The following is a 22,595-nucleotide window of genomic DNA, read 5'->3' as shown; positions in this document are numbered from 1 at the left end:
CCCTTTTTTGTATGGAGGGATGAAGTTGGAACCGAACGGAGTGCTTGTACTCGATAAGGACCGAGGCATGACGAGTCATGACTGCGTGTTCAAGTTACGAAAGTTGTTTCAAACAAAAAAAGTGGGTCATACGGGCACGCTTGATCCGGAAGTGACAGGCGTATTACCAATCTGTTTAGGACGTGCCACGAAGTTATCTCGTTTTATCACGGATGAGGGCAAGCGTTACGTGGCCGAGGTGACAATCGGGACGGCCACTATGACCGAGGACGCTCATGGCGAGGTCGTAGAACAGAAGACAGTCACACCGAATGAGTTGGACGAGTCACAGATTGATGAAGCGATGCGGCAATTGATCGGAACGATTGAACAGATTCCACCTTATTATTCAGCGGTCAAGGTCAATGGGAAGAAATTGTATGAGTACGCCCGCAAAGGCCAAACCGTGGAACGCCCCCGTCGGATGGTCGAGATTCACCGTCTGGAGCGGACGAGCGAGTTAACGTTTGAAGAAGGAGTATGTCGTTTCCAAATGGAAATCGATTGCGGAAAAGGGACGTACATTCGTACACTCGCTGTACAAATCGGTGAGAAGCTCGGTTACCCTGCCCATATGAGCGAACTGAGACGCACGAGCTCCGGCTCTTTCGAAGAAGCGAACGCTATATCCCTCGAACAGCTACAGGCATTAGAGACGGTCGAAGAACGAATGGCGCATGTCATCCCACTCGAAGAGGTCATCAAACGTTGGCCAGCCATCACGATTCCAAAGAATCGGGAGCGGTATATTCGGAATGGTGGCAAGCTGAACGGCGTTTCGCTCGAATTTGAGTTATTTACTGTCTATAATGAAGAAGGAATCCCTCTTGCTTTATATCGAAGACAAGATGGAACGACAGACGCTACAGTCGAGGTCATGCTGGCCATCGACTAAGGGGGAAATTGACAGTATGGAAACAAGACATCTCACCTATCCAGAAACGCCTGACCTGTATCCATCGGTCATGGTACTCGGTTTTTTTGACGGTGTTCATAAAGGACATCAAGCCGTGATCAATCATGCGAAGCGTGTCGCGGCAGAGCATCACCTTCCGGTGACGGTCGTCACGTTCGACCCACACCCGAAACAAGTGCTCTCAAATAAACCCGACGCGGTCCGTTATATTACACCGCTATCCCGGAAATTAAAACGAATCGAAGCGCTCGGGGTCGAGCGATGTCTCGTCTTGACGTTCACAAAAGAGTTGGCTGGATTATCTCCTCAACAGTTTGTCGATGATTATTTGATTGCTGCTGGAGCCGTACACGTGACGGCAGGATTTGATTACTCGTACGGCAAGTTCGGTGAAGGGACGATGGAAACTCTCCCATACCATTCTCGCGATCAGTTCACGACGTCCATTGTTACAGAACAGACGATAGATGGAGAGAAGGTATCATCGACGCGAATTCGTAAGCTATTGGCTGAAGGCCACGTTGATGCAGCTCAAGAGTTACTTGGTGCCCCATATGTCATCTGCGGTGAAGTCATTCACGGAGACGCGAGAGGCCGTACAATCGGGTTCCCGACAGCAAACGTGTTGATGGACGCCTCATATGTCATGCCACGGCTCGGCGTGTATGCGACACGTGTCACGCTCCCTGATGGTCGGACGTTCGAGGCAATGACCAATGTCGGGCGTCGCCCGACGTTCTATGAGACGGGAGCGGTCTCTGTCGAAAGTCATCTCTTTGACTTTTCGGAGGATTTGTACGGGCAAGTGATCGAGATCGAGTGGGTTCAGTATATTCGTAACGAGCGAGCGTTCGATGGGTTAGATGCATTGGTCGCTCAACTGAAACAGGATGAGGTATCGGCACGCTCAATCCTATCTTGACTTTCGGTTGCGGTTACGCTATCCTTGTCAAGTACGCAAAGTACACCGTTTCGCTTGGCTGGTCGATTCACCAACGCCGGCTCGGCAACGCGGCAATTTTTAATTAAATGGAGGTGGAGAGGCAATGGCACTCTCAAAAGAACGTAAAAACGAAATTATCGCGGAATACGCGACTAAACAAGGTGACACTGGTTCACCGGAAGTACAAGTGGCAGTGTTGACTGAACAAATCAACACATTGAACGCTCACCTTCGTACACACAAGAAAGACCACCACTCACGTCGCGGTCTCTTGAAAATGGTTGGACGTCGTCGTAACTTGCTTACGTACCTTCGTAACAAGGACGTTACGCGCTACCGTGAATTGATTCAACGCCTCGGTCTCCGTCGTTAATCGATCGAGACTGTTTAACGGGCTGGGACAACGTCCTAGTCCGTTTCTTGTTTGTTAAGAGGAAAATGATTAGACATTCGTAAGATAGAGTTACATAATAAACTAGATAAGGTTTGAGAGGAGAATGTACATGTTAGGTACGAAACAAGTATTCTCTACAGAGTGGGGCGGACGCCCATTGTCTGTAGAGGTCGGTCAACTTGCGAAGCAAGCAAATGGATCGGCGCTCGTTCGCTATGGTGACACTGTCGTCCTTGCGACAGTAACGGCTTCAAAAGCACCAAAAGATTTAGACTTTTTCCCATTGACGGTCAACTATGAGGAGAAACTTTACTCGGTAGGTAAAATTCCAGGAGGATTCCTTCGCCGTGAAGGACGTCCGGGGGAAAATGCGATTTTGACATCACGTCTCATCGACCGTCCGATTCGTCCACTCTTCCCAGATGGATTCCGTCATGACATTCAAGTCATGATTTACGTCATGTCGAACGATCCAGATTGCTCGGCGGAGATGGCGGGAATGCTCGGAACGTCAATCGCACTTTCGATCTCAGATGTACCGTTTGATGGTCCAATCGCAGGTGTGACGGTCGGACGTGTTGATGGCGAATTCGTCGTCAACCCAACGACAGCTCAAATGGAGAAAACGGATCTTGAACTTCAAGTTGCAGGGACATCGACTGCCATCAACATGGTTGAAGCTGGCGCGAATGAAGTACCAGAAGATGTCATGCTTGAATCGATCTTGTTTGGACATGAAGAGATCAAGCGTTTGATTGCGTTCCAACAAGAGATTGTTGATGCAGTCGGCAAACCGAAGTTTGAATATACGGTATCGAAATACGATGAGGCACTCACAGCAGAGCTTGAAGCAGCTCGTCCTGAAATCGTTGAAGCGGTTCAAGTGGAAGAGAAACATGCTCGCGATGAAGCCATCAACGAAGTCATTGCGAAATACGTGGCGATGTATGAAGAGCGCCTTGCTGATGAGCCATCAAAACTTGGAGAAGTTTCGGGCATCTTGAACAAATTCGTCAAAGATGAAGTCCGTCGCTTGATCACGGTCGACAAAGTCCGTCCAGACGGTCGTCGCCCAGATGTCATCCGTCCGCTCGCATCAGAGGTCGGATTGCTTCCACGCGCGCACGGTGTCGGTCTCTTCACACGTGGTCAAACACAAGTCATGTCGGTCGCAACACTCGGTGTCATCGGTGATGCGCAAATTATTGACGGAATCGGCTTAGAAGAGAACAAGCGCTTCATGCACCACTATAACTTCCCGCCGTTCTCTGTCGGGGAGGCACGTCCAGTCCGTGCACCAGGTCGTCGTGAGATCGGTCACGGGGCACTTGGTGAGCGCGCACTCTTGCCAATCATTCCGAAAGAAGCAGACTTCCCGTATACGATTCGTCTCGTCTCGGAAGTACTTGAATCAAACGGTTCAAGTTCACAGGCTTCAATCTGTGGCTCGACGCTTGCGTTGATGGATGCAGGTGTACCAATCAAAGCGCCGGTCGCTGGGATTGCCATGGGTCTCATCATGGAAGGGGAGCACTACACGGTCTTGACAGATATTCAAGGTCTCGAAGACCATCTCGGTGACATGGACTTCAAAGTTGCCGGAACGAAAGATGGGATTACGGCCCTTCAAATGGATATTAAGATTGCTGGAATCACGCGTGAAATCTTAGAAGAAGCGCTTGAGCAGGCACGTGTCGGTCGTCTACACATCCTTGACCATATGCTTGAAACATTAGACACACCACGTACACAATTGTCGAAATATGCACCGAAAATCGTGACGATGACAATCAATCCGGATAAGATCCGTGATGTGATTGGACCAGGTGGTAAGATGATCAACAGCATCATCGACCAAACAGGCGTCAAGATTGACATCGAACAAGATGGTACGGTGTTCATCGCCTCGACAGACCAAGAAGGTATTGATCTTGCCATGAAGATGATCGGGGACATCGTTCGCGAAGTCGTCGTCGGTGAAGTATTTGATGCAACGGTACGCCGCATCGAGAAGTTCGGCGCGTTCGTCGAACTCTTCAAAGGAAAAGATGCACTCGTACACGTTTCAGAATTCAGTCTCGAGCGTGTTGCAAACGTTGAAGACGTTGTGAAGCTCGGTGATACGATTCAAGTTAAAGTCACGGAAATCGATGATAAAGGTCGTGTCAACGCATCGCATAAAGCGCTCATCTTAGAAGGATTGTCTCCTGAAGAGCGTGAAGCGTATGAAGCGAAACGGAAGGCTGCACGTGAAAGCCGTCCACCTCGTGAAGGCCGTCCGCCACGTCGTGACGGGGACCGTCGTCCGCCGCGCTCGACAAATTAATTATTCTGGCCATCGTCTTGGTGCGATGGCCTTTTTCATAGGAGTGAGAATATGGAATGGATGACACTACAAAATGGTATCCGCGTCATCATCGAACCGATTGAAGGTTCTCGCAGTACGTCAACAGGTGTCTTTATTAAAGCTGGGACACGAACAGAGTCATTTGAAAACATCGGAATCAGTCATTTGATTGAACATATGTTATTTAAAGGAACATCGACGAAAAACGCGAAAGAAATCGCTTCCTTTTTCGATGAACTCGGTGGAAGTGTCAATGCCTTCACCTCAAAAGACCATACTTGTTTTTACGTGAAAACGCTCGACGAACATGCGGTCATGGCGCTCGACGTCTTGACGGACATGTTGTTTGATTCGGTACTCGATGAGACAGAACTTGAAAAAGAGAAACGTGTCGTCGTGGAAGAAATCAAAATGTATGAGGATACACCTGAAGATCTCGTACATGAACTATTGGCAGTTGCGGCATATCGTGACGATATTCTCGCACAACCGATCCTTGGAACGGAGGAGAGCGTCAATCGATTGACACGCGACCAACTCGTCGATTATTTACAAGAACGGTACGTGGCAGAAGAAATCGTCGTCTCCATCGCAGGACATGTCTCTGAAGAGTTGATGGAGGCAGTGAAGCGTAGGTTTGCCAACATCCCTTCTAGGGAATCGTCGAAAGAACTCAATCAACCAGAACTGTTCCATGATACGTTGACAAAACGTAAGGAAACAGAGCAAGCACATCTCTGTTGGAACTATGAAGCCATCTCGGCAACGGATGATCGTTTACCGCACTTGGCACTAATGAACAACGCCATCGGTGCAACGATGTCCTCACGGTTATTTCAATCGATTCGTGAAGAAGAAGGATTGGCCTACTCGATTTACTCGTACTATACGACGTTCGCCGATCATGGGACGTTTACCATCTATGTCGGAACATCTCCAGACACGTTGAATCAAGTCGAAGTCATTCTAGAAAGAGAATTGAAGCGTTTGTTCGAAGAAGGATTGACGGATGAAGAAGTCGATAAAGGGAAACGCCAATTGAAAGGTTCGCTCGTTCTCGGGAATGAAAGCTCGAGCGCTCGGATGAATCGGAATGGTCGGAACTTGTTACTACTTGATGAAGTGGAGCCGATTGAACAAGTGATTCAAAAAGTGGAGAAAATCAAGCGTGATGAGGTCAATGCGTTGATTCGTGAAGTGTTGAACCATCAGCCAGCGAAGTCATATGTCCTCCCAAACGAAGCGTGACTTGAAACCGAATTGTAAGTTCTCTACACTGATTAAGAGGTATTCTTTAGTTTGGATAGGATACAGGTGAAAGAAGGGAAAGACTTGAACTTAACGGACTTAGTGAAGACGATACAACTCATTAACCAACCAAATCTTGAAGGCATCGTGGTGACTCACGTGACAACCGATTCTCGGGAAGTTGTCCCGGGGACGTTGTTTGTCGCCATCAAAGGCTATACGGTCGATGGACATGAATATGCGGCTCAAGCTGTGGAACGAGGGGCAGTAGCGGTTGTCAGTGAACGACCGCTCGAACTTTCCGTTCCAAACTTGATTGTGCGCGATAGTTCTCGTTCAATCGGTCTTTTGGCTTCGGCGTTTTATGCGTATCCTTCTGAACAGATGCGACTTTTTGGAATCACTGGAACGAATGGTAAAACGACGACGACCACGATTTTACGGGATGTCCTAGACGTCCTCGGACACTCGACTGGCCTGATCGGCACCGTCGAGGTACGAATCAATGACAAGGTCGTACCGAGCAAGAATACGACACCGCAAAGCTCAGAACTGCAACAACTACTGGCACAAATGCGTGATGAAGGTGTGACAGATGTCATGATGGAAGTTTCTTCGCACGGTCTCGAGCTCGGTCGAGTCATCGGAACGGATTTTGATATCGTCGGATTCACGAATTTGACGCACGATCATCTCGATTTCCATGGAACGTTCGAAAACTATGCCCGCGCAAAGGGATTGTTGTTCGCTCAACTCGGTCAAATGGCATCACGGGGGAAAGTAGCCGTCTTGAATGCAGATGATGCACAAAGCGCTCTCTATGAGACAATGACAGGCGCTAAAGTGTTGACGTATGGAATCGACACAATGGCTGATTTGATGGCGTCAGAGATTGAACAGACGTTGTCTCAAACGAGCTTTGTGTTGAACTATCAAGGCAAACGCCTACCAGTGACCGTACAGTTTATCGGTCGTTTCAACGTGTATAATTTGTTGCTCGCGACAGGCTGTCTCCTCGCAGCAGGATACTCATTGGAGCAAATCGCTAAAGCACTTGAAATGATTCATCCGGCCAAAGGGCGTATGCAGCGTCTAGACGTGCCTGGGTACAACGTATACGCAGACTATGCCCATACACCCGACGGCATCGAACAATGTTTGAAATCGCTCGTCGGTGTACCGAAAGAGAAGATTGTCTTTTTAATCGGTACAGGTGGGAACCGTGACGTGACAAAGCGTCCAGCAATGGGAGAAATGGCGTCGACTTACGCTGGGACGGTCATCATTACCACGGACGACCCACGTTTCGAAGCGTATGAATCTATCACGAAAGGGATTGCGGCCGGAATGACACATGACAACTATGTGGAGATCGGCGACCGGGAAGAAGCAGTCCGATACGCAGCAACTTTAGCCAAATCAGATAATATTATCGTGTTAGCAGGAAAAGGGCACGAAAAATATCAAATTATCGGTAACGAGAAATTGCCACTCGACGAAGAGGCAATTGTCCGATCGACCATTTTGAATACGGAGGAAGCATGATTTATGGCAGTACAACCAGTTACGTTGACAGAAAAAGAACATGACGACTTCGTCAAAGCTCATGATCGTGGTGATTTATTACAACTATCAAGTTGGGGAGATGTAAAACGACAGAACGGATGGACGTCGGAGCGCGTTGCGGTTGCCCGTGATGGTTTAACGACCGGTGTTGCGTTACTGTTATTTAAGCGTGTCCCGAAATTACCGTATACGCTATGTTATGCCCCACGCGGATTAGTGGTGGATTATGATGACGTGGCGTCTCTTCAGGCACTTGTAGAAGAAGCGAAGCGAGTCGCTGCAACTCATAAGGCGATTGTCGTCAAAATCGATCCAAACATCGACCGCGATGAGATACCAGGCCTCTTGACGGAATTGGAAGCCGTCGGGTTCCATCATAAAGGATACGGGGGTGGCTTTGACTATGCACAACCTCGTTTCACGATGGAGACGGATTTACGTCCGAGTGAAAAAGAAATCTTTGCGAAATTCCATCATAAATTCCGTTATAACGTCCGATTAGCGGAGAAGAAAGGAATCGTCTGTAAAGAAGTCGGGCGAGACGGATTAAAGACGTTTGCTGACCTCATGAAAGTGACGGGAGAACGTGATGGATTTGCCATTCGAGGACTCAATTATTTTGAGAATCTATATGATTGTCTCCAACCGAATGATGCGCGACTCTTTTTGACAAAGCTCGAACCGAAAATTGCGCTCGATCAGCAACAAGCGACGCTTGAAAAAGCAAAAAAAGAGTTGGAAAAGATTGAACGTGGGTTAGAGAAGGAAACGGTCGAAAAGAAACGGACAAGCCTTCTTAACCGCAAAGAACAGACGGTGGCACAAATTCAAAAAGCTGAGCAGGCGTTACCTGAGCTCATCGAACTGAACAAGACTTATCCGGATGGACTCGTGTTGTCAGGTGGGCTATTGACACTTGCAGGACGACGTTCGTATTACTTATATGGTGCCTCATCGAATGAGTTCCGTGAGTTCATGCCGAACCATTTGATGCAGTGGACGATGATGCAAGCGGCGAAAGAGAGCGGAGCTGAACGATATGACTTCGGCGGTGTCTCAGGCAGCACAGACCCAGATGATGAATATGCGGGTCTCTATGCCTTCAAGTCCGGATGGGGAAGTGACATGATTGAGAAAGTCGGAGAGTTCGACCTCGTTTTAAACCGTCCTCTCTATATGGCACTTGAAAAAGGGTTACCAATCCTTAAAGGACTGCGTAAACGGTTAAGAAGATGAGGTGGACCGGCGTGTTATCACTTGCGATGGTCGCCTTCTTGATTGGGATTGTGCTGGCTTACTTTTATATGCAGCCACAACCTGTACCATGGGTAGATGAGCCGACGTTTGAAGCGGACATGTGTGTGCGGGACCTTGAGGCAGAAAGTACAATTTTGGCAAGAACCAACATTGACTTCGACCGCCTTCACCCACAAGTTGCGGAACGGGGAGCAACCTTTGTGCGCTTGGCGCATTCTTGTCTCGGTCTCGAAGTACGATTGACGTCAGGGTATCGTTCAGCGAAAGAACAGAACGCATTATATGCGCAAGGTCGGTCTAAACCCGGGCAAGTTGTGACGAACGCAAAAGCAGGTCAGAGCTATCATAATTATGGACTTGCAGTCGACTTTGTCATCATCCATGACAATAAAACGGATTATGACTTAAGTACGGACCGCAATCGTAACGATATACCAGACTGGCAAGAGCTCGGAGAATTAGGAAAGGCGCTTGGTTTTGAATGGGGAGGCGACTGGAACTCATTCCCTGACTATCCACATCTCCAAATGGACTTTGACTTGTCCATCCGACAACTTGACGCAGGGAAACGCCCGGACAAAGAAGCGGTCGCACCGCTTGCCGATACTCTAAAACCTCTACTAGATTGAACGGAAATGTTGGCAATGAAGCCGTTTTCCGATACAATATTCAGTAGCGATAAGGGACGAAACAGAATATGAAACATTTAGGAGGTTTTTGTTAGTGTCAAAAAAGAAGACAGAGAATATTAGCGTCTTTGCGCTTGGAGGCGTAGGCGAAATCGGAAAGAACATGTACGTCGTGGAGCTAGACGACGACATCTTCGTCATCGATGCCGGTCTCATGTTTCCAGGCGATGAGATGCTCGGGATTGATATCGTCATCCCAGACATCACTTATTTAAAAGAAAACAAGGATCGCGTCCGAGCGATTTTCATCACACACGGTCACGAAGACCACATTGGTGGACTTAGCTACGTCTTACGCGATTTAAAACACGTTCCGGTATACGGGACAAAATTGACTCTCGGGTTAATTGAACTGAAATTAAAAGAGGCCGGTTTGTTGAAAGAAGTCGACCTTCGCATGATTGATGCCAAAACGAAATTGACTATCGCTGATCATCTCGTCACGTTCTTCCGCGTCAATCACTCGATTCCCGACTGTGTCGGTGTTTGTATTCAAACATCTCAAGGTGCGATCGTCCATACCGGAGATTTCAAGTTTGATTATACGCCAGTCGATGGGAAACAATCCGATTTCAATAAATTAGCAGCGATTGGACAGCGCGGTGTACTCGCGTTACTTTCTGATTCGACAAACGCAGAGCGTCCGGGTCAGACTGGTTCAGAATCGATTGTCGGTGCTGAATTGAACGATGTGATTTATCAAGCCGAAGGTCGTGTCATCGTAGCGTCATTCGCGTCGAACGTCCATCGCTTACAACAAGTTTTTGCAGCTGCAGAAGCGAATGACCGTAAAGTCGCGGTTGTTGGCCGCAGTATGGTCAATATCGTCGAAGTCGCACAAAAATTAAACTACTTACGTTTCAAAGCGAAGACGCTCGTCGAGTTGTCGCAAGTGAATCGTCTTCCTGATAACAAAGTCGTCATCTTGACGACAGGGTCTCAAGGTGAGCCGATGGCTGCGTTGACTCGTATGGCACGTAACGCGCATAAGCAAGTGAACATTCGTTTGAATGACACAGTTGTCATTGCGGCGACACCGATTCCAGGGAATGAAAAGTCGGTTTCGAAAACGATTGATCTATTGTTCCGTTCTGGGGCAAACGTCATTTACAACCAACGTAAAGTCCACGTATCCGGACACGGTTCGGCTGAAGAGTTGAAGTTAATGCTCAACCTCGTCAAACCAAAATACTTCTTACCGATTCACGGGGAATACCGGATGCAAATGGCACACTCAAAACTCGCTGAACAAGTAGGTGTCAAACCGAACAACATCTTCATCGTCGAAAAAGGAGATGTCGTCGAGTTCACTGGTCGAAAAGCCCGGATGAGCCGAAAAGTTCCTGCAGGTAATGTATTGATTGATGGGATTGGCGTCGGTGACGTCGGGAACATCGTCTTACGAGACCGTCGTTTGTTGTCACAAGATGGGGTCGTGCTTTGCGTGGTCACATTGAATCGGAAACAGAAGAAATTGATTTCAGGACCTGAACTCATCTCACGTGGATTCGTGTATATGCGCGAATCGGAAGAAATGATTTCAGAGGCAAACCGTATTGTCACGAAACAGATTGAAAAGAGTCTGCAAGCTGGCAGTGATTGGACCGAATTGAAATCAAATATCCGCGAGCGACTTAGCGTCTTCTTATTCGAGCAGACGAAACGTCGTCCGATGATCTTGCCGATCATCATGGAGATTTAATGGAATGAGAGTGAGGCAAAAGTCATCTGACTTTTGCCTTCTTTTTTTAGGAGGAACTAAAAGTGGCTCAAAAAACGAGAAAGACACCCGTGAAGCGGAAGCGACCCGCAGCGCGAAACACGAGAAAACGGAAAAAACAACCGATTGCGCCACGTACATATGGATGGGGGATTTTCGTTCTTTCCATCGTCGCATTCGTATTTGCCTTATTCGATTTCGGATGGATTGGTCGGCAACTATCTGACTTGTCCGAATACCTGTTTGGTGGCTGGGGTGCGCTTACCTATTTGATGATTGCCATCCTGTTATGGATTATATTAAAACCGATGAAGCCGATGGAGCGAGCAGGATTGCTCAGTATGATCGCCTCATTTCTACTATTTGGAGATTTACTTTGGGGAGATAAGCGCGGTGGGGTCAACGGTGGACTTTATGACTTAAACCAATACTTATTTTCTGATTTCGGTCTCATCTTTTTAGGCATCGTCTGTTTGATCCTCGGTGTCTCCCTCTATGTGCCAACGATTTGGGGAACCATCTATCATCGCCTAGAGGAATCCGTAATGGCCGTGAAAAAAGAATGGCAATCGAGACCGAAAACAGAGAAAAAACAAGACAACAAGCAAAATCAAGAACCGAAGCGGTCGCGAAAACCATCGCCTGAGCCGATGCTGGCAGAAGCCGATTTAGAGGTGGAGTCAGAATCAGATGTGGTCACGATGAATGACATCCCAATCGTCGGATTCAGTGAGAAAGTTGTCGCGGAGAAAAAAGAGGAGCCTAAAACGGAGTCGTCTACGGAAACGGATGGATCCATCTCGACCGAGGAGATGATGATGACTGCGGCGCAAGATGTCTCAGACACGTATGAGCTCCCGCCGTTCACCAATCTGAAGGAACCGGTGATCACCGATTTATCTGGAGAAAATGCGCGATTGAAAGAGAATGCCGCCAAACTAGTGAAGACGTTAAAATCGTTTGGTGTAGGGGTGAAAGTATTGAAAATTCACCTTGGTCCGACGGTCACGAAGTATGAGTTACAGCCGGACATCGGTGTGAAGGTCAGTCGAATCACGTCGCTTAGCGATGATCTCGCACTCGCGCTTGCCGCGAAAGATATTCGAATCGAAGCACCAATTCCAGGCAAGGCGGCGATTGGTATCGAGGTACCGAACCAGGAAGTCGCTCCAGTCTGTTTACGAGAAGTGCTTGAAGCAGACCCAGTGAAACAAGACGATTCAAAGCTACTCGTCGCACTCGGACGAAGCATTAGTGGGGAGACTGTCGGCATCTCACTAAACAAAATGCCGCATTTACTCGTGGCAGGGTCGACAGGTTCCGGTAAATCAGTCTGTATCAACGGGATGATTGTATCCATCTTGATGCGTTCTCGACCGGATGAGGTCCGTCTCATGATGATTGACCCAAAAATGGTCGAACTAAATGTTTATAATGGTGTGCCTCATTTGTTGACGCCTGTTGTCACAGATCCGAAAAAGGCAGCCCAGGCATTGAAACAAGTCGTTGCCGAGATGGAAAGACGATATGAGCTGTTCAGTCGATATGGTGTCCGTAACATTGAAGGATACAATGAACTCGTCGACAAGTCCGATGATGAGGATGCGAAACGTCTACCGTTCATCGTCGTCATTGTCGATGAGTTGGCAGATTTGATGATGGTTGCTTCAAATGACGTTGAGGACGCCATCATGCGACTCGCTCAAATGGCACGGGCCGCAGGGATTCATATGGTACTGGCGACACAACGTCCGTCGGTTGACGTCATTACAGGGGTCATCAAAGCAAACATCCCGTCTCGAATCGCATTCGCGGTCTCATCACAAACCGATTCCCGTACAATCTTGGACGGAGGAGGAGCAGAAAAACTGCTTGGGCGTGGCGATATGCTCATGCTTGCTAATGGGATGAACAAGCCGGTGCGTGTCCAAGGAGCGTTCGTCTCCGATCAAGAGGTCGAAACGGTCGTCAATCACGTTATCGCACAGCAACGTGCGCAGTACGTAGAAGCGATGATGCCGAAAGAAGAAGAAGTGACGACAATTGACTCGGACGATTCATTGTTCGGAGAAGTCATTCAATTCATCGTTACCCAGGAAACGGCTTCGACCTCAATGATTCAGCGAAGATTTCGAATTGGGTATAATCGGGCAGCGCGTTTGATTGACTCGCTTGAAGAGGCGGGATACGTAGGTCCATCAGAAGGTTCGAAACCAAGGAAAGTATTAATTCATGAACAAGACGAATAAATTTAAAAACGAACGATTGTATACATAGATATACAATCGTTCGTTTTTTATTCCTTTTTCTACGATATGGAAATATTCGCGCAAATCAGAGAGGTTCGCTATAATATAAATGTAATATAGCACATATGTCCTATAACGTTTATTAGTACATACTTTTAAAAACGACTGAAACGCTTACATTTTTTAATAACGTTTACATTTTACAAAAGTTTTTCAAACTGAATCGAAATGGGTAAAATGGACTCAGAGGTACGGTTGGAGATGGTTTTTTAAAATATTTCCTTGATTCCGAACAAAAACTATTGCGTTCTAATTCTCGAATCCCTATACTTAATATTGGCAAGGACATTCATACGTCAGATGTCTGAGCACTGGTAAGTAAATTAAAGGTGGTGAGGCCAATGTCGATTAAGCTCGATCATCGATTGCTCTATCTTCGAGTGATTGAGAAAATTAAGCAAGATATCGACGCTGGTGTCTATCGTGAAGGTGAGAAGTTACCTTCAGAGTTCGAGCTTTCAAAGCAACTCGGAGTAAGTCGAGCGACACTTCGTGAAGCGTTAAGAATTCTCGAAGATGAGAAATTTGTCGTGCGAAAACATGGGGTAGGGACATTTATTAGTTCTAAACCGCCATTCACGTCAGGGATTGAAGAGTTGTTCAGTGTCACTGATATGATCACACGCGCAAAAATGACACCAGGAACGAAAGTATTGGTGGCCGAGAAAGTGTTGGCAACAGAGAGAGAAGCCGAGCGTCTCAAGATTGAGCCGAACTCACCGATTTATCGGATTGTTCGAATTCGATATGCGGATGACACACCGGTCGTTTATTGTGTCGACAAAGTGCCGGCCCATCTCGTCTCGAATCCCGAGGCATTGACTGAAGGGAAGTCTTTGTTTGACTCTCTCGAAAAAGAGGTAGGACGTCGAGTCGCATACGCAATCACGCACATCGAACCGAGTGTCAGCTCTGAAATTTCGTCACAACTTCAGACGGACCAACCGTTACTCGCTTTAAAACAATTGCATTACGATGAGAGTGATTTACCATTGCTCGATTCGGCCAACTTTTTCCGAGCTGATCGATTCGACTTCCACGTCGTACGTAAACGAGTGTAACCGAACAGTTTTTTGACGGAAGAGTTATTTTTGGGGAACAGCGTGAAAGCGCTTTCTTATACCGGTGTAAAGACTACTGATAACATGACAACAAAATTTGTTATGAACCGAAAGGGGAAACACGACGATGATGAACAAAAAGAAAACGATTCTCTCAGCTTTAGCAGCAGGACTCACACTCTCTACAGTACTCGCAGCATGCGGTGGAGATGACAACGAAGGCGGCTCATCTTCAAACGGCGAAGGCGGCGAGGGCGGCGACTTCAAAGTAGCAATGGTTACAGATACTGGCGGTGTTGATGACAAATCATTCAACCAATCTGCTTGGGAAGGTCTCACAAAATTCGGTGCAGACAACAACTTGACTGAAAACGAAGGATACAAATACCTTCAATCAGCTAAACAAGCGGACTACCAGCCAAACTTGCAACAATTGGCTCGTGACAACTTCAACTTGATCTACGGTATCGGCTTCTTGATGGCTGAAGACGTACAAAAAGTTGCTGAGCAGTTCCCAGACAACAACTTCGCAATCGTTGATATGGTTGTTGACGCTCCGAACGTTGCTTCAATCACGTTCAAAGAGCAAGAAGGTTCATTCCTCGTTGGTGTCATTGCCGGTCTCACAACGACAACTGATAAAGTCGGTTTCATCGGTGGAGTAGAATCAGACTTGATCAAGAAGTTTGAAAATGGATTTAAAGCGGGTGTCATGGCTGTTAACCCAGAAGCAACAATCGACGTGAAGTATGCAGAAGACTTCAACTCGGCTGAAAAAGGAACAGCAATCGCTTCAGGTATGTACGGTTCTGGATCGGACATCATCTATCACGCAGCTGGTGGTACAGGTGTAGGGGTATTCACAGAAGCGAAAAACCGTAAGAAGAACGGTGAAGAAGTTTGGGTAATCGGGGTTGACCGTGACCAGTACGAAGAAGGTCTTCCAGAAGACGTTACGTTGACTTCAATGGTTAAACGTGTAGATACAGCTACTTATGATGTATCGAAACAGACGATGGACGGAGAATTCCCAGGCGGCGAAATCATCGAGTTCGGTTTGAAAGATGACGGTGTCGGCATCGCAGAAACTTCTGACAAGCACGTTTCACAAGAGATTCTCGATAAAGTTGAAGAATACCGTACACAATTGGTTGACGGAGAACTCACTGCACCAGCAACTGACGCTGAGTTCGAAGAGTTCATGAAAAACGTAAAATAATTCATTTGAGTGAAGGGGGGACCCATGTGGTCTCCCTTTACTTAAAGTTAGGGGTGAACTTCCTTGGAATATGTAATTGAAATGCTAAATATTCGCAAAGAGTTCGGTACGTTCGTTGCGAACGACAATATCACACTCCAATTGCGCAAAGGAGAAATCCATGCGCTTCTCGGAGAGAACGGGGCGGGGAAGTCGACGCTCATGAACGTGTTATTCGGTCTCTATCAGCCTGAAGGCGGAGAGATTCGTGTGCACGGAAAGAAAGTGGATATTGAAAACCCGAACATCGCCAACGAACTTGGGATCGGGATGGTCCACCAACACTTTATGCTAGTTGAAAAATTCACAGTCACTGAGAACATCATCCTTGGACTTGAGCCAAAGAACGGTGTGACGATTGACCGTGCGACAGCCCGTAAAAAGGTCATGGATATTTCAGAACAGTATGGACTTAAGATTGATCCAGATGCCAAGATTGAAGATATTTCAGTCGGCATGCAACAGCGTGTAGAAATCTTGAAGACGCTCTATCGTGGGGCGGATATTTTGATCTTCGATGAACCGACGGCAGTGTTGACACCACAAGAGATTCAAGAACTTATCCAAATTATGAAACGTCTGATTGCTGAAGGTAAGTCGATCATCTTGATCACGCACAAGCTGAAGGAAATTATGCAAGTCGCAGATCGTTGCACGGTCATTCGCCGTGGACGTTATATCGGTACCGTTGAAGTGGATGAGACAGTTAACGAAGATAGTCTTGCTGAAATGATGGTCGGACGAGAAGTCAATTTTGATGCAGAGTATTCGAAAGCCGACCCGCAACAAGTCGTTCTCGACGTTCAAGGACTTGTCGTTAAAGACAGTCGTGGTTTGAAAGTCGTCGAAGGATTAGACCTTCAGATTCGTGCTGGAGAAGTACTTGGGATTGCCGGAATTGACGGTAACGGTCAGACGGAACTGATTGAAGCGATTTCTGGGCTGAAAAAACCGGAGTCGGGTAAAGTTTTGCTCAATGGAAAAGATGTGACGGGGCATACGCCGCGTAAAATGACGGAAGCTGGTATTGGACACATCCCACAAGACCGTCATAAACACGGGCTCGTCCTCGACTACTCGATTCGTGACAACATGGTTCTTCAAACGTACTATAAAGAACCATTCTCGAAACGAGGACTCATGAATTATAAAGCTGTAGCAGAGAAAGCGAAGGCGTTGATTGAGAAGTTTGACGTCCGAACTCCATCCATCGATGTTCCGGCGCGTGCCCTTTCTGGTGGTAACCAGCAGAAAGCAATCATCGCCCGTGAGGTCGATCGTTCACCTGATTTACTCATCGCAGCACAGCCGACACGCGGTCTTGATGTCGGTGCGATTGAATTTATTCACGAACAACTCGTTAAAGAACGTGAAAAGGGCCGTGCCGTCTTGCTTATCTCGTTCGAACTTGATGAGATTTTACACGTATCCGACCGTATCGCCGTTCTTTATGAAGGAAAAATCGTAGGAATTCGTGATCCGAAAGAGACGACGGAACAAGAGCTTGGCTTCTTGATGGCCGGCGGTCAGAGAGGGGACGACAAAGAATGAAAAAATTAAGTTTAAACCAACTTCTCATTCCATTCCTATCTATCATTTTAGGACTTCTCGTCGGAGCCATCGTCATGTTGATTGGTGGATACGACCCGATTCAAGGCTTTATCTCCTTGTTTGAAGGGATGTTTGGAAGCCCATATGCCATCGGAGAGACGCTACGAGCGGCAGCACCACTGATCTTCTCAGGTCTCGCGGTTGCCTTCGCATTCCGGACCGGGTTATTCAACATCGGGGTAGAAGGTCAAGTATTGATTGGATGGGTAGCTGCCGTTTATGTAGGAATTAACTTCGATTTGCCGATGTTCATCCATTTACCGCTTGCACTTCTCGCGGCGATGGTCGCGGCAGCACTCTGGGCGTTCGTTCCTGGATTCTTGAAAGCGAAGTTTTACGTTCACGAAGTCATCACATCCATCATGATGAACTATATCGCGCTTTACACGACGAATGCGATTTTGCGTAGCGTCATCGGTGTGACGAACGAACGTACTGACTCAATCAATGAATCGGCATCGCTTGCGTCACCTTGGTTGCAAGAGTTGACGACGTACTCACGTCTTCACTGGGGTGTCCTCGTTGCGGTGCTCGCAGCGATTGTGTACTACTATATTCTTCAGCGTACGACACTCGGTTATGAGTTGCGTGCGGTTGGTTTCAACAAACATGCCTCTCAATATGCAGGGATGAGCGTTGACCGTAACATCGTCCTTTCGTTTGTTATCTCAGGGATGTTTGCAGGTCTCGCCGGTGCGATGGAAGGTCTCGGAACGTTTGGTAGTATGACGCTCTCTGCATCGTTCACAGGTGTCGGTTTTGACGGGATCGCGGTAGCCCTTCTTGGTGCTAACACAGCAATCGGTGTCATTCTCGCAGCGATTCTATTTGCTGGATTGAACATCGGTGGATTGGCGATGCAGCTCGGTGCGAACGTGCCGTCTGAACTTGTCAAAGTCATCATCGCAGCAATCGTCATCTTTGTAGCATCTGGTTACGCCATCAACTATGTGGTTGAGAAACTTAAAGGAAATCGTAAGAAAGGAGTGGAGAAAAAATGAGCTTCTTAGAAGTCCTCTACATCGTCGTACCGGTTGCGCTCGCCTATGCGACTCCACTCATTATCGCAGCGCTTGGTGGGATTTTCAGTGAACGCTCGGGTGTCGTTAACATCGCTCTCGAAGGAATTATGATCATCGGTGCCGCAACAGGAATCATCACGACGCTTACGTTAACGGACTTAGGAGCCGGTGCATTTAGCCCATGGATCTCCTTGCTCGTTGCGATGGTAGTCGGTGCGCTCTTCTCGCTCTTCTTGGCTGTCCCTGCCATCCTATGGCGTGCAGACCAAACGGTTCTTGGAGTAGCAATCAACATGCTTGCGATCGGTCTCGCTATCTTCGTTGTACGTGTGCTTTACAACAAGGGTCAAACTGACTTTATCGAGTACCGTATTGCGAAAGAAAACGTACCATTTTTATCAGATATTCCGGTATTAAAAATGTTCTTCATTAACGTGCAATACACGTCATTCGTTGCCATCGCTTTAGCGTTTGTCGTCTGGTTCGTCATCTTCAAGACACCGTTCGGACTTCGTCTTCGCTCAGTCGGAGAACACCCGATGGCCGCTGACACGATGGGGATCAACGTCACAAAAATGCGCTTCATGGGCGTCATGCTTTCTGGTGCGTTTGGTGGTCTTGCCGGAGCAGTATATGCTGTCACGGTTACGACGAACTTCAGTGGAACGACAATTGTCGGTCAAGGATTCTTGGCAATTGCCGCAATGATCTTCGGGAAGTGGAATCCACTTGGAGCGCTCGGCGCTGGATTGTTCTTCGGATTTGCCCAGGCGCTATCGATTATCGGTAGCAACTTGCCTGTCATCAATAACGTGCCGCAACTTCTACTTTTGATTGCACCTTATGCCCTCACGATTCTTGCGCTCGCTGGACTCGTCGGTCGTGCGGATGCACCGAAGTCGGTCGGTATTCCATATATTAAAGGAAAACGGTAATCCGGAATAGGACATATGTCCATTATGAAAAGGTTGTTTGGTGCTTAAGCCGAACAACCTTTTTTGTTATACTTGGCTAGAGCTGTCATGATTAGAATGGAACGGAGAAGTGGATCAAAAAAAGACATATCGATCATTTGACCAATATGTCTTTCCAAATTTATTCGTACTTTAATGCATCGCCATCGAACGATTCGTCTGCCACTTTGATTGAATCGGTCGGGCACCCTTCGAATGCATCCATCATGTCTTCGTATAACTCGTCAGGGATTTCCACAGTACCTGTGTTGTCATCCATCAAGTTGAATGCGAGACCTTCATCATCGTAATCGTAAATATCTGGTGCTGCTGCGCCACAAGCTCCGCATGCGATACATGTATCTTTATCGACGATAGTAAATTTTGCCATGATAATAACCCTCCAAACGGTTCGTTTCTCTTAGAAATCAATCTACTGTCTACGAGTAATTGTAGTCTACATACCCAATTATTTCAATGAGGAAACGAGTGTCTTTTTGGTAGGATAATGATTTTTTTTAAGGATGTGACGACTTGGTTCATTTAGCAGATGGAGTTTTACTGCTGGCCATTAAGCGATTAAACGGGGAACGGAGTGAACGTAGCCTGTTCCATGTCTTGAACGGAAAGCGCTCGGCCACGACGTTACAAGACGCGTTCTTTTATGAGTTAGAGCCTGTTTTTGGTCAATTTCCTCAAACGACGTACTCATATGAGTCTTTATTAAAAGGATTTGAAAAGCGGGGATGGTTGGACCGTAAACAATTTAAACTGACAGAAGCGGGAAACCTATTGTCTTCACCTGAAACGGTTAAAGATTTATTCAATCGTTTAGGGGGAGAGCGCCGTGATTATAATGCGACGACGTGGAAACGTTTGAGCCTCTTTGTCCAGACATTCATGTCTAGGGAACATGAGAGGACGTTTTATCCCGTTCAAGCCGATCGACCCGCGGAACAATGGGTCAAACAGTTGTTGCAACTCGATCGAGATTGGAAGGTGCTTATGCAAACATTCCATCACGAGATTGAGGACGCTCTTGACATCATTGGGGACCCTTATGCGACAGCGGTCGTCTATCGTTTCACGGGAGCCTTCGAGACCGGTCTGACCTATGAACAAATCGCCAGTCTACTTGATGCCGACGCTGAGACGGCTCGCCTGTATTTTTTAGCGGGGTGGAATGAGCTATTGACCGTGTTACCGGAAGATGCGAAGCTTCGGGGTTTCACGTACGGGCTATCGACTGAACGTATGACCTTTTCGGCACGTGAATCGTTTGATCTCTTCCTCAAAGGATATTCGTTTCAACAAGTTCAGTCTCGCCGACGACTACGAACGAGTACGATCGAGGATCATGTGGTGGAGATGGCAATGTATTTAGACACCTTTCCCCTCGATCAATTTGTGCCGAGCGACGATATCGTCACCATCGAGAAGCTGCGAGACCCAGAGAGCTGGGCTTTGAAACCTATATTTGAAAAGATGGGCAACGTAAGTTACTTTCAAATACGCCTTGTGTTCGCAAGGTTGAAACGAGGTGAGACATTTGTATGAATCGACATTGAAACGCGTGTTCGGATATGATTCGTTTCGTCCTGGACAGCATGAAATCATCCATTCCGTTGTAGAAGGGCAAGATGTATTAGCCGTCATGCCGACAGGGGCAGGGAAATCGTTGACGTTTCAACTCCCTTCGTACATCAAAAATGGGGGATTGACGGTGATCGTCTCACCTCTCCTCTCTTTGATAGAAGACCAAATGCTCCATATCCGAGAGCGGGGAGAACGTGGTGTCGCACGTTTGACGTCGATGGAGTCTTCTGAAGAAAAACAAGAAATCATCAATCACTTGAAACGTTATCGATTTTTATATCTCTCCCCCGAACAGTTGGCCGTTCCGTACGTTACACGCGCACTCTCAAATGTGAAGATTCAAATGCTCGTCATTGACGAGGCGCACTGTATCTCACAATGGGGTCATGAGTTTAGACCAGAATATGCGCGCTTAGGCGAACTACGCAAACAAATCGGGAGTCCTCAATGCATGGCCGTCACAGCGACGGCGCCTGAGAGCGTGAAGCAAGATATCATTGAGAAGTTGGCACTCTTTTCACCGGAGCAGTTCGTGCATTCCGCGAATCGACCAGAAATTCGCTTGATGGTCGAACGACTTGAAAAAGAGAAGAAACTTGAACGGCTAAAAGAATTGGTGAGAGACGTTCCTAAACCGGCAGTCGTCTATACGGCGACACGTCGAGAAGCGGAAGCGTTGGCATTCGAACTAGACGACGCGTTATTTTATCACGGCGGCATGTCAACGGAAGACCGACGACTCGTCCAATCTCAATTTTTACGGAATGAAGTGTCGGTCATGGTGTGTACGAGTGCATTCGGGATGGGCGTGAACAAAGACAACGTTCGTTCTGTCATTCACTATCAAATCCCTGCAACGGTGGAAGCGTATATGCAGGAGATTGGACGAGCGGGTCGTGATGGAGAGCCGGCGTTTGCTGTCCTCCTCTATGCGGATGGGGATGAACGCATTCAACAATTTTTGATTGATGGTCAATATCCAAAAGACGAAGAGATTCGCTTAGCATACTTTGAGTGTGAAAATGGCACGACATTTTCGCAATTACCCCGTTTACTAAGGATGAACGAAGAAGACCCAAAATTCCTTCTTTTGAAGCAGATGCTGTCTGAACGCTCGCTTCAAGAGGCGCTCGATTGGGTAAAAGAAAGAAAACGGGATCGTTATCGTCAACTCGGACAGATGATGGATTATGCACTCATCCGAACGTGCCGACGTGATTATTTACTCCGTTATTTTTCGGAGCCGACAATCGAACAAGAGGAATGTTGTGATGTGTGTGGGACGATTGAGTTCCCTGAGACACCGCAAATCGTTCGAAAAAATGTGACAGAATGGAAAATACGGTTGACGCAAATCTTTTCCTTTGAATAATATCATAGTAAAATGATAAAAAAGGTAAAGGAGGGCATACGTTGCGACATCGGAATCAGGCAGATTCTTTGCGCGAGCAGTTGGCGGACACGTTGCCGTCTCGATCGGAGAGGCAAGAGCATGAACGAAAGAGAAAGTTGAATGATAACTTGATGAAGCGCCCGTTAGCGATGACTCTAACCTTCGCCATGTTAGCGATTATTCTCATTTTCATATATATCGGGCGAGATGCCATTTTTTAAGAAAGGTGCGGACATGGTCCGTGCTTTTTTTTTATTTTGGAAAAATACTCGA

The 22,595-nt window shown here is 47.2% G+C and carries 19 protein-coding genes; 18 read left to right on the top strand and 1 reads right to left on the bottom strand.

What is annotated here, in order from left to right:
- Positions 1 to 19: 19 nt before the first annotated feature.
- The 15 genes from truB to PJK55_RS04475 all read left to right on the top strand — a co-directional run bounded on the left by truB (position 20) and on the right by PJK55_RS04475 (position 19,315).
- Positions 20 to 934: a tRNA pseudouridine(55) synthase TruB gene (truB, locus tag PJK55_RS04545; RefSeq protein ID WP_271304971.1), complete on the top strand. Its 915-nt coding sequence runs from the start codon at positions 20 to 22 to the stop codon at positions 932 to 934.
- A gap of 16 nt (positions 935 to 950) precedes the next feature.
- Positions 951 to 1,877, top strand: a complete 927-nt coding sequence (locus PJK55_RS04540) for a bifunctional riboflavin kinase/FAD synthetase (RefSeq protein WP_271304970.1) — start codon at positions 951 to 953, stop codon at positions 1,875 to 1,877.
- A 124-nt stretch (positions 1,878 to 2,001) separates the two neighbouring features.
- Positions 2,002 to 2,271, top strand: a complete 270-nt coding sequence (gene rpsO / locus PJK55_RS04535; RefSeq protein ID WP_074034662.1) for a 30S ribosomal protein S15 — start codon at positions 2,002 to 2,004, stop codon at positions 2,269 to 2,271.
- Between the two features lie 130 nt (positions 2,272 to 2,401).
- Positions 2,402 to 4,618, top strand: coding sequence for a polyribonucleotide nucleotidyltransferase (pnp, locus tag PJK55_RS04530; RefSeq protein ID WP_214691847.1), 2,217 nt, complete (start codon positions 2,402 to 2,404; stop codon positions 4,616 to 4,618).
- Between the two features lie 51 nt (positions 4,619 to 4,669).
- Positions 4,670 to 5,887, top strand: coding sequence for a M16 family metallopeptidase (locus PJK55_RS04525; protein ID WP_271304969.1), 1,218 nt, complete (start codon positions 4,670 to 4,672; stop codon positions 5,885 to 5,887).
- 84 nt (positions 5,888 to 5,971) lie between these two features.
- A complete protein-coding gene (locus PJK55_RS04520; protein ID WP_271304968.1) occupies positions 5,972 to 7,432 on the top strand; it encodes a UDP-N-acetylmuramoyl-L-alanyl-D-glutamate--2,6-diaminopimelate ligase in 1,461 nt (486 codons plus the stop codon).
- Between the two features lie 3 nt (positions 7,433 to 7,435).
- A complete protein-coding gene (locus tag PJK55_RS04515; RefSeq protein WP_271304967.1) occupies positions 7,436 to 8,689 on the top strand; it encodes a lipid II:glycine glycyltransferase FemX in 1,254 nt (417 codons plus the stop codon).
- Positions 8,690 to 8,700: 11 nt separating this feature from the next.
- Positions 8,701 to 9,339, top strand: a complete 639-nt coding sequence (locus PJK55_RS04510; RefSeq protein ID WP_271304966.1) for a M15 family metallopeptidase — start codon at positions 8,701 to 8,703, stop codon at positions 9,337 to 9,339.
- Between the two features lie 94 nt (positions 9,340 to 9,433).
- The gene (locus PJK55_RS04505) at positions 9,434 to 11,101 is read left to right on the top strand and encodes a ribonuclease J (protein WP_074034657.1); all 1,668 of its coding nucleotides are present in this window, start codon (positions 9,434 to 9,436) and stop codon (positions 11,099 to 11,101) included.
- 62 nt (positions 11,102 to 11,163) lie between these two features.
- Positions 11,164 to 13,368, top strand: coding sequence for an FtsK/SpoIIIE family DNA translocase (locus PJK55_RS04500; protein ID WP_271304965.1), 2,205 nt, complete (start codon positions 11,164 to 11,166; stop codon positions 13,366 to 13,368).
- A gap of 401 nt (positions 13,369 to 13,769) precedes the next feature.
- Complete coding sequence (locus tag PJK55_RS04495) at positions 13,770 to 14,489, top strand: GntR family transcriptional regulator (RefSeq protein WP_074034655.1); 720 nt, start codon at positions 13,770 to 13,772, stop codon at positions 14,487 to 14,489.
- A 130-nt stretch (positions 14,490 to 14,619) separates the two neighbouring features.
- Positions 14,620 to 15,708 (top strand): BMP family lipoprotein, encoded by a 1,089-nt coding sequence (locus tag PJK55_RS04490; RefSeq protein WP_271305269.1) that lies wholly within the window; start codon positions 14,620 to 14,622, stop codon positions 15,706 to 15,708.
- A gap of 63 nt (positions 15,709 to 15,771) precedes the next feature.
- Entirely contained in the window at positions 15,772 to 17,298 is a 1,527-nt protein-coding gene (locus tag PJK55_RS04485; protein WP_271304964.1) for an ABC transporter ATP-binding protein, read from the top strand.
- A complete protein-coding gene (locus PJK55_RS04480; RefSeq protein WP_271304963.1) occupies positions 17,295 to 18,359 on the top strand; it encodes an ABC transporter permease in 1,065 nt (354 codons plus the stop codon). Before PJK55_RS04485 ends, PJK55_RS04480 begins: the two co-directional genes overlap by 4 nt.
- A complete protein-coding gene (locus PJK55_RS04475) occupies positions 18,356 to 19,315 on the top strand; it encodes an ABC transporter permease (protein ID WP_214745401.1) in 960 nt (319 codons plus the stop codon). The genes PJK55_RS04480 and PJK55_RS04475 overlap by 4 nt, the downstream gene beginning before the upstream one ends.
- Positions 19,316 to 19,475: 160 nt before the next feature.
- Here PJK55_RS04475 and PJK55_RS04470 read toward each other — a convergent pair whose 3' ends face one another.
- Positions 19,476 to 19,724 (bottom strand): ferredoxin, encoded by a 249-nt coding sequence (locus PJK55_RS04470; protein WP_074034651.1) that lies wholly within the window; start codon positions 19,722 to 19,724, stop codon positions 19,476 to 19,478.
- Positions 19,725 to 19,867: 143 nt separating this feature from the next.
- On the opposite strand from PJK55_RS04470, the gene PJK55_RS04465 reads away from it, so the two are divergent.
- Genes PJK55_RS04465 through PJK55_RS04455 form a run of 3 tightly spaced genes read left to right on the top strand, consistent with a single transcriptional unit; the run spans position 19,868 to position 22,543 of the window.
- Complete coding sequence (locus PJK55_RS04465) at positions 19,868 to 20,890, top strand: helix-turn-helix domain-containing protein (RefSeq protein ID WP_271304962.1); 1,023 nt, start codon at positions 19,868 to 19,870, stop codon at positions 20,888 to 20,890.
- Positions 20,874 to 22,301, top strand: coding sequence for a RecQ family ATP-dependent DNA helicase (locus tag PJK55_RS04460; protein ID WP_271304961.1), 1,428 nt, complete (start codon positions 20,874 to 20,876; stop codon positions 22,299 to 22,301). The genes PJK55_RS04465 and PJK55_RS04460 overlap by 17 nt, the downstream gene beginning before the upstream one ends.
- 41 nt (positions 22,302 to 22,342) lie before the next feature.
- Positions 22,343 to 22,543 carry a hypothetical protein gene (locus PJK55_RS04455; RefSeq protein WP_074034648.1) on the top strand — a complete coding sequence of 67 codons (201 nt, stop codon included), beginning with the start codon at positions 22,343 to 22,345 and terminating at the stop codon, positions 22,541 to 22,543.
- Positions 22,544 to 22,595 lie beyond the last annotated feature (52 nt).

Source organism: Exiguobacterium sp. MMG028, from assembly GCF_027947425.1.
Taxonomy (GTDB): Bacteria; Bacillota; Bacilli; order Exiguobacteriales; family Exiguobacteriaceae; genus Exiguobacterium; species Exiguobacterium aestuarii_A.
The sequence above is the reverse complement of the archived record's forward strand: the minus strand, read 5'-3'. Positions and strand labels throughout refer to the sequence as shown.

Bases quoted from the DNA above. Each gene is read 5' to 3' on its own strand.
- truB (WP_271304971.1), top strand. From the start codon at position 20: ATGAAGTTGGAACCGAACGGAGTGCTTGTACTCGATAAGGACCGAGGC.
- PJK55_RS04540 (WP_271304970.1), top strand. From the start codon at position 951: ATGGAAACAAGACATCTCACCTATCCAGAAACGCCTGACCTGTATCCA.
- rpsO (WP_074034662.1), top strand. From the start codon at position 2,002: ATGGCACTCTCAAAAGAACGTAAAAACGAAATTATCGCGGAATACGCG.
- pnp (WP_214691847.1), top strand. From the start codon at position 2,402: ATGTTAGGTACGAAACAAGTATTCTCTACAGAGTGGGGCGGACGCCCA.
- PJK55_RS04525 (WP_271304969.1), top strand. From the start codon at position 4,670: ATGGAATGGATGACACTACAAAATGGTATCCGCGTCATCATCGAACCG.
- PJK55_RS04515 (WP_271304967.1), top strand. From the start codon at position 7,436: ATGGCAGTACAACCAGTTACGTTGACAGAAAAAGAACATGACGACTTC.
- PJK55_RS04495 (WP_074034655.1), top strand. From the start codon at position 13,770: ATGTCGATTAAGCTCGATCATCGATTGCTCTATCTTCGAGTGATTGAG.
- PJK55_RS04490 (WP_271305269.1), top strand. From the start codon at position 14,620: ATGAACAAAAAGAAAACGATTCTCTCAGCTTTAGCAGCAGGACTCACA.
- PJK55_RS04480 (WP_271304963.1), top strand. From the start codon at position 17,295: ATGAAAAAATTAAGTTTAAACCAACTTCTCATTCCATTCCTATCTATC.
- PJK55_RS04475 (WP_214745401.1), top strand. From the start codon at position 18,356: ATGAGCTTCTTAGAAGTCCTCTACATCGTCGTACCGGTTGCGCTCGCC.
- PJK55_RS04470 (WP_074034651.1), bottom strand. From the start codon at position 19,724: ATGGCAAAATTTACTATCGTCGATAAAGATACATGTATCGCATGCGGA.